The 7,393-nt window shown below is 44.8% G+C and carries 6 protein-coding genes; 2 read left to right on the top strand and 4 right to left on the bottom strand.

Annotated features, from left to right (window positions below; all coding sequences use genetic code 11):
* Positions 1-459 (top strand): aminotransferase class IV (locus ACH2DQ_RS07240; protein WP_395026162.1); only part of this gene is annotated, 459 nt, incomplete at its 5' end.
* A 91-nt stretch (positions 460-550) separates the two neighbouring features.
* Here ACH2DQ_RS07240 and ACH2DQ_RS07245 read toward each other — a convergent pair.
* From ACH2DQ_RS07245 to ACH2DQ_RS07260, 4 genes are read right to left on the bottom strand one after another with little or no spacing between them, the layout of a single operon-like run.
* Complete coding sequence (locus ACH2DQ_RS07245) at positions 551-1,189, bottom strand: ABC-2 transporter permease (RefSeq protein ID WP_394912283.1); 639 nt, start codon at positions 1,187-1,189, stop codon at positions 551-553.
* 37 nt (positions 1,190-1,226) lie between these two features.
* Positions 1,227-1,871 carry an ABC-2 transporter permease gene (locus tag ACH2DQ_RS07250; protein WP_394912282.1) on the bottom strand — a complete coding sequence of 215 codons (645 nt, stop codon included), beginning with the start codon at positions 1,869-1,871 and terminating at the stop codon, positions 1,227-1,229.
* A 2-nt stretch (positions 1,872-1,873) separates the two neighbouring features.
* The gene (locus tag ACH2DQ_RS07255; protein ID WP_394912281.1) at positions 1,874-2,731 is read right to left on the bottom strand and encodes an ABC transporter ATP-binding protein; all 858 of its coding nucleotides are present in this window, start codon (positions 2,729-2,731) and stop codon (positions 1,874-1,876) included.
* Between the two features lie 16 nt (positions 2,732-2,747).
* Positions 2,748-3,122, bottom strand: a complete 375-nt coding sequence (locus ACH2DQ_RS07260) for a GntR family transcriptional regulator (RefSeq protein WP_394912280.1) — start codon at positions 3,120-3,122, stop codon at positions 2,748-2,750.
* Positions 3,123-3,372: 250 nt separating this feature from the next.
* Between ACH2DQ_RS07260 and ACH2DQ_RS07265 the strand changes: the two genes are divergently transcribed.
* A partial coding sequence (locus ACH2DQ_RS07265; RefSeq protein ID WP_395026165.1) for an SGNH/GDSL hydrolase family protein occupies positions 3,373-7,393 on the top strand: 4,021 nt, incomplete at its 3' end.

Genomic DNA, 7,393 nt, shown 5'->3' on the forward strand with positions numbered 1-7,393 from the left:
GCACAGGTAAAGGCACATGAAGAGGGATATTACCAGGTGCTCTGGTTAGATGGAGTGGAAAGAAAGTATATTGAAGAAGTAGGAGCTATGAATATCTTCTTTAAGATAAATGGAACGGTTGTTACACCGGTATTAAACGGAAGCATCCTTCCGGGTGTAACCAGAAATACCTGTATTGAACTCTGTAAAGAGTGGGGACTTCCTGTTGAAGAAAGAAGAATCAGTGTGGATGAACTGGAAGAAGCAGCGAGAACCGGTGCATTAGAAGAAGTATGGGGAACTGGAACCGCAGCGGTTATTTCTCCGGTAGGCCATCTGCGTTATGTGAATGACGTATTCCAGATTGGAGACGGTGGAATTGGTGAGATCAGCCAGAGGCTTTATGATACCGTAACCGGAATCCAGTTAGGTAAAATCCAGGATACTCATGGCTGGACAATGGAAGTTGGCAGCAAGTAATTGTAACACCTGCTTTCAGATCAGCCTATAATAAAAAGCGTACAGACAAAGGAAGCACTGGTTCCTGTATCTGTACGCTTTTGTGCTGCCTTTATACCATTTCCCTGGATTTATAAATCCGGATGGAAAAAAACATGGATATTCCTATCGTGGCTGTTATGGTCGCAATTACCAGAAGATATTTGTATAAATCCGGAAATGCCGACAGCTCTTTGGGATTGAAAGACTGGAACAGCAAGGTGATCTCCCTGGGAAACAGTGCGGCTAACAGTATCATTCCGGTAAGTATAAATTTTGTCTTTGCATAACCAAACTTATATTGAATGGGAATGTAAATGGATAATGGTATCAGTGCAATTGCCGTGACCAGAAAGCAATGAAACAGACTGACCGGTGCAGTTCTAAGAATCAGTGATATAGCCTGGTACAGGATGATACAGCATATAAGAGGCAGCATCAGGAAAATGTAACGGGCTGCGACCAGATCACATCTCAGATAAGGGGCAGAACATAAAAGGGACTCCGCCTTTTCAAATTTAGACTCCTTAATGGATAGATTCTGGCATAAGAGCAGATAAACCATGATCACGGTGTAAAGCAATATTATCGTTCCGGGCAGGTCCGGAAGTGCGATTTGGATGCTGACCTGGATAGCGGCAGCAATTGCCAGGCTCACAATAAAATAAATACGGATTATAAAAAAGTCTTTTTTAACCAGGTGCAATAGCATGGCAGATCCTCCTTTTTTCGATCCAACATGATCGTTATCAAAGTTCCCGGCGGGCGAAAATACGGGAAGAAATCGTGATGGATATGGCATTGATTACGATGACAGCGGCTGCCATCAGGATATAAAGTATAAAATCCGGAGGCAGATTTGTGATATGGATTTTCGACAGGAGATCTAGTTTTAAAATAAAAACAGTTCCAAAAGGAATCACCATTATCAGCATTATGAAAAGATATTGTATTTTTTCAAAACCGATCTGATACTCCAGCGGCTCGCAGATTCCGTACAGGATGGATAAAATCAAAAAGGATGTCAAAATCGATGAAAATTGGATCTGTTTCATCTGCAGAATGAACATAACGACGAAGTAAACAATACAGCAATAAAAAAATATCAGGTATAAAAACAGGTAGCGGGAAATTACCATAGCCGTTCTGCTGTAAGGAGAGGCGCACAGCAGAGGCATTACTTTGTAGGCTTTATATTCAGCCTGTGATATAAAACTGGTTGTGAGCATGGGAATGAAGATACTCAGCATGATAAACAGGGGTGCACCAGCCAGACTGGGCGTCCGCAGAACCAGAAATACAGTAAAAAATATGGTAAAACCCATCATCAGCAAAAGATTGGTTTTTACAATCAAACAATCCTTTTTCAGCAGATTCAGAATATGCAGAGTCATAATTATTCCCCTCCTTGTATGCAGCCCAGCATGATATCCTCAATTCCTGGTTTTTCTACCAGTATATCCGGTATGTTCCGCCGTACTTCTGCAATATGTTTTGTAAGACCGGTAAACCCAAAACGTGTTTCTTCCAAATTTAAAAACAGTTCTTTAACCGATGGCGAGAGATGCGTTCCATCTCCTTTTACCAGCCGGTATTCCTCTAAAAGCATATCTTTTTCTTCTTCAAATAAAATGTGGCCCTTATTGATTAAAATCAGCATATCTGCGACCCGGTCCAGATCGGAAGTGATATGGGTTGAGAAAAATACGCTCTTGCCGCCTTCCTTCATATAGTCCGTTAATATTTTCATGAACTGGCTGCGGATCAGCGGGTCCAGTCCACTGGTCGGCTCATCCATGATCAGAAGTTCCGCTTCATGGGAAAGTGCCAGCGTAAGTGCAAACTTCATATGCATGCCTTTGGACAGCGTGGAAATTTTCTGCTTTGGATTCAGGGAAAAACGGTCCATATAATCCCGGTAAGTCTTTTCGTTCCACTTGGAGTAGGCGGGTGCCAGGATGCTTTTCATCTCCGACATGGTGAGATCTTCGTAGAAACATCCACTGTCCAGGACTACGCCTAATCGGTTCTTAATTTCCCGGCTGTGTTTAGCCATGTCAAGTCCGAACACTTTAATATTACCGGCATCTTTATGGGCAAGACCTAAGATTGACCGGATGGTGGTTGTTTTACCGGAACCGTTGATACCGATAAATCCTGTGATGCAGTCGCCGGGAAGGGAAAAGGTTACGTCTTCTAAGGCAAAGTTCTTATAATTCTTGTTTAATCCGGTTACTTCTAATACATTTTCCATGTATAAATCCTCCTGCTTATTCTTCTTCATATAGAATATCCATCATATCCATCAGTTCCTGTTTGGAAATTTCCAGGGTCTTAGCCGACAAAATCATATCCTGCATTTTCTGCTCCACAAGACGCCGTTTCGAGTCCCGAAGGAGTTCCAGGTTACCGGCTGAGATAAAGGTTCCGATTCCCACCTGGCTGGTGACAAATCCCTCGGCTTCCAATTCATCGTAAACGCGGCGTATGGTAAGGACGCTTACCTTTAAGTCATTGGCAAAACCCCGGATTGAGGGCAGGGCATCACCCTCTTTTAATTCGCCTTTAAATATGGCGTCTTTGAGCTGTTCTTCAATTTGCTGGTACAGAGGTTTGTCTGTAGTGTTGGAGATTAATATTTTCATAGGGATCGACCGCTTTCTATGTGTGGTGTGTATGTTTATAATACACACTATACACTTGTAGCACGGGTTTGTCAAGCGCACATTTATGAAAAAGCAATTATGCCCAGTATCAGATCCAAAATGGTTAAAAATGCAAAGTTTTCAACAATAGATAACCGGAAATAATATTTAGAAAATGCTAAAATATTATAACATTACAGCAACAAGAACTATATATGATCAAGTTGCACAAAAAAGGAGGTAAAGTGAGATGAAAGAAAGTGGAAAGAGAAGACGCCGGTTATCCTCGGCGGCAGCAATCTGTCTGGCAGCAGCTATGGTAGTAACCAATATGCAGACGGCAGAGGCTTTTGCAGCGGAATTTAGTGGTGGGACCGCTGAATCAGAGACAGATAGTATGGGAGAACAAAGGGAAAAGGAATCTGTCCTGGAATCGGAACAGGAACCGGTACAAGTATCGGAACAGGTATCAGAGCAGGAAACAGAAGTAATTCGTCAATCGGATGCAACGCAGGCAGGGAATACCGGGACTTTTTTGTTTGGAACAAAGGCAGACAATGGAGTAACCAGTAAAAACCTGTATTCGGACGAGACTGGATTTGGATTTTCAGACCTTACATATCCGGAAGCGGCGCCAGGCTGGCAGGGGAATGTGTATTACCCAAGAAATGCATTCCTAACAACAGGGAGTGCTGCTTACATTACGGATCAGGAATCCTGCCTGCAGATTGCAAGCCAGGTGTGGACTGAGACAGAACATACCGGATACGGTGTTTATACATATGAAAATACTTCTACTTTGGATTTAAAACTGGAAGCGAAGGATTATGATATCACAGTGGAACTGGTAAATCCTACAGAGATGGATTATACCGCACGTCTGGAAGCTGAGGATATTATGAAAGCAACTGGTGTTACAGTAGAGGCAGGCAGCAGAAAGACGGTAACCTTTCATACCTGTCTCGTTGACGGGATACTGAATCTGAAGTTCTTAGCCGAGAACAAAGCGGTTTCGGAAAATGAGGCAGCAGAGCAGTCTGTATATGTAGAAAGTATGGAGATTGCGGCATCCCCGGAAAAATCTCCAGGAGAAAAACCTACCATATTCCTGGCATCGGATTCTACCGTGCAGACTTATGAGGATTACTATGATCCCCAGACAGGATGGGGAGAGGCACTGCATAATTTCTTTGGAAATTATATCGGGGAAGGACCTTGTGAAGACTGTAATTACAATCAGTCCAGAAGCTATGAAACGGATCAGGTGATCATAGAGAACAGAGCAATTGGAGGAAGAAGTTCCAGATCCTTTATCGAAGAAGGAAAGCTGGACGACCTTTTGGAGGACGTAAAGCCCGGGGATTATCTGCTTGTTCAGTGGGGGCATAATGATGCAACTTCTTCCAGGCCCAACCGTTATGTTTCTCCGGAGGATTTTGGGAAATGGATCAAATATTATATTGACGGTGCAAAACAAAGAGGAGCTGCCTGCATTCTGGTTACTCCTGCAGCACGGTACAGTTACAATGCAGACGGTACATTTAATGAAAATTTCAAAGCATATGGAGATGTCATGAGAACCATAGCAGCACAGGAAAATATTCCGTTAGCGGACTTAAGTGCGGCATCCATAACACTATGCGAAAGCTTTGGGATTGAAGGGGCAAAATCTCTGTTTCTCTGGGTGGAACCAGGGGAATATGAAGGAGCCTATGCAGGAGGAGCAACGGACAGCACCCATTTACAGTACTATGGGGCGTATAAGTTTGCCCAGTGTGTAGCTGCAGAGATTGCAGGAATGCCTCAGAACGGGGACCCGTTGATCAGCCGTCTGCAGTCATTTATTAATTTGAAGGAATCAGCCGATGTTCCCCAGGCAGTTACGGGATTAATGCCGGTTACCGCAGGGGCTTCCAGTGTATCCATGCAATGGGATGCCTCCCAGGGAGCTGAAATGTATTATATTTTCCGGGAAGAACTGACAGAGGGGGCATCTGGGGAAACAGTGGACTTTACAAATGCAGAAAAGTATTCCGTTACTGCGGGAAACAGATATACGGATAACGGGTGCGCAGGCGGCAAAACTTATGTATATGCCGTAGGCGGCTACAATGAGAAAGGTCTTGGGGAACTGTCTGAAAAGATAACGGTCACAACAAAGTCCGCCCAGTATAAATATGATTTTAACTATAACAATTCACCTACGATGGAGGGATGGACCGGCGTAAATCAGAACCAGGAATATACAAAAGAAGCCGGATACGGATGGTTAAAGGCTCCTAATAACGGACGCAGCCGCTCCGGCAACGGAAATGCCGATTCTTCGGCAATGGCGGATGATTTCAACCTGGGAGCAGGAGAATTTGCCGTAGATCTTCCAAATGGTGATTATGAAATTAAGGTTTATGCAGGTGATCTGCTTCCCGGAACGTCTACGATCAAGGCATCTTATATGGCGGAGGGAAAAGCAGCGGGAGGAATATCCACCAAGCAGTCACTGGCGAGCATGGCGGCGACTGTGCGGGTTACGGATGGGCAGCTTAACTTAACCGTTGGAGGATCTAATCCCTATATCAACGGTCTTGAAATTACACCGGTATTATTAGCACCATCCGGTTTGAATTATTCTGAAATGAGTTTTGAAGGGAATTCTGCTTCATTTCTCATTGGCTTTACTGGAGTGGGAGAGGCAGCGGCGTACCGGATCTACCGGAAGGGGCAGGCTGATGAAGGGTTTGCTGTGGTGAAATCTTTCACGGCAGAAGAGTATCAGACAGATGAATTATCCTGCCGTTCCATGAAAGCGTCCATGGGAGAAACGTATCAGTACTATATGACTGCAGTTACAGCGGATGGAACAGAATCTGCGCCGGGCAACGTGATTGAAATAGACATGCTGGATCCGGGAGTGGAAAAACCGGCGCCTCCCGCAAATGTAAAATGTGACAGCGCTAAAAACGGGGAGATGATACTCTCCTGGGACAGTACCGATACGGCTTTTAAATATATGGTTTATCGATCCGATAAGGCGGAAGGTGATAAAGGCTTTAAAGAGTTTATAAAAGTAGCAGAGACTCAGGTACCCGGTTTTACAGATACCGGAGACGACCTGACGGCAAATATTCCCTATTACTATAAAATAAAAGCAGTGAATGCAGGCGGTGCAGGGGATTTCTCGGAGGTGTGTAAGACAGATGTGACCACGGAATTGACGGCTTCCCCTGGGGAGACACTGACCGACCGGGGCGTAATTGCGGTCAATCTGGCGGGAGCAGACGGAGGAGAAACCGTTGTGACAGCTGCCGACGCATCCGGAAAAGAATATACAAGCGGCGTCTATCTGAGCTGGCGGTCATTTGAAAAGGACCCAAAAGGAACCACATTTGATATTTACAGAAATGAAACAAAGATAGCAGAAAAACTCGCCGTTACCAATCTGGTGGATGAGGGAGGAAAAGCTTCAGACATTTACCGGGTAGTAGGATCTTCTGATGTGGAGCTTGGAATAAAGGTACTGGACACTGCAGTATGGCAGGATAAATATCTGGAATTAAAGCTTTACAGCCCGGCTGATCAGACGATGCCGGATGGGACGGCCTGTACTTATGCGGCAAATGATATGTCCGTAGGAGATCTGGACGGGGATGGACAGCTGGAATTAGTTGTAAAATGGTATCCTTCCAATGCCCAGGATAATTCGGCAAAAGGCTATACGGGAACTACATTCCTGGATGGATATGATGTTAATTTTGCAACCGGCGAAGTGTCTCTGCTGTGGAGAATCGATATGGGAGTCAATATCCGTTCCGGTGCTCATTACACACAGTTTCAGGTATGGGACTTTGACGGGGATGGAAAAGCTGAGATTGCAGTGAAGACAGCCGATGGAACGACTTCTTATCAAAGTACAGACGGTACGGATGGGGGACTTGTAGAAGTGGCATATACAGGTGCCTGCAATGCAGCTTCTCTTCCTGTGGATCAAATAAGCAAAGAGCATGACTATCGAAATGCAGCCGGATATATTCTGGAGGGGCCGGAGTATTTTTCTATGTTCAACTGCGATGATGCGTCTCTGATTGATACGGTGGGCTATGAACCGGGAAGAGGAAATGTAAATGCCTGGGGGGATGGATACGGCAACCGCGTAGACCGGTTCCTTTCAGCAGTGGCATATTTAAATGGAACTACGCCAAGTGCTGTGTTCTGCCGGGGTTATTATACGAGAACCTGCCTCACTGCTTATTATCTGGCAGATACGGACGGAGACG

It is taken from the genome of Robinsoniella sp. (assembly GCF_034124845.1).

Coding starts and splice junctions, on each gene's coding strand:
- ACH2DQ_RS07245 (WP_394912283.1), bottom strand. CDS start 1,189: ATGCTATTGCACCTGGTTAAAAAAGACTTTTTTATAATCCGTATTTAT.
- ACH2DQ_RS07250 (WP_394912282.1), bottom strand. CDS start 1,871: ATGACTCTGCATATTCTGAATCTGCTGAAAAAGGATTGTTTGATTGTA.
- ACH2DQ_RS07255 (WP_394912281.1), bottom strand. CDS start 2,731: ATGGAAAATGTATTAGAAGTAACCGGATTAAACAAGAATTATAAGAAC.
- ACH2DQ_RS07260 (WP_394912280.1), bottom strand. CDS start 3,122: ATGAAAATATTAATCTCCAACACTACAGACAAACCTCTGTACCAGCAA.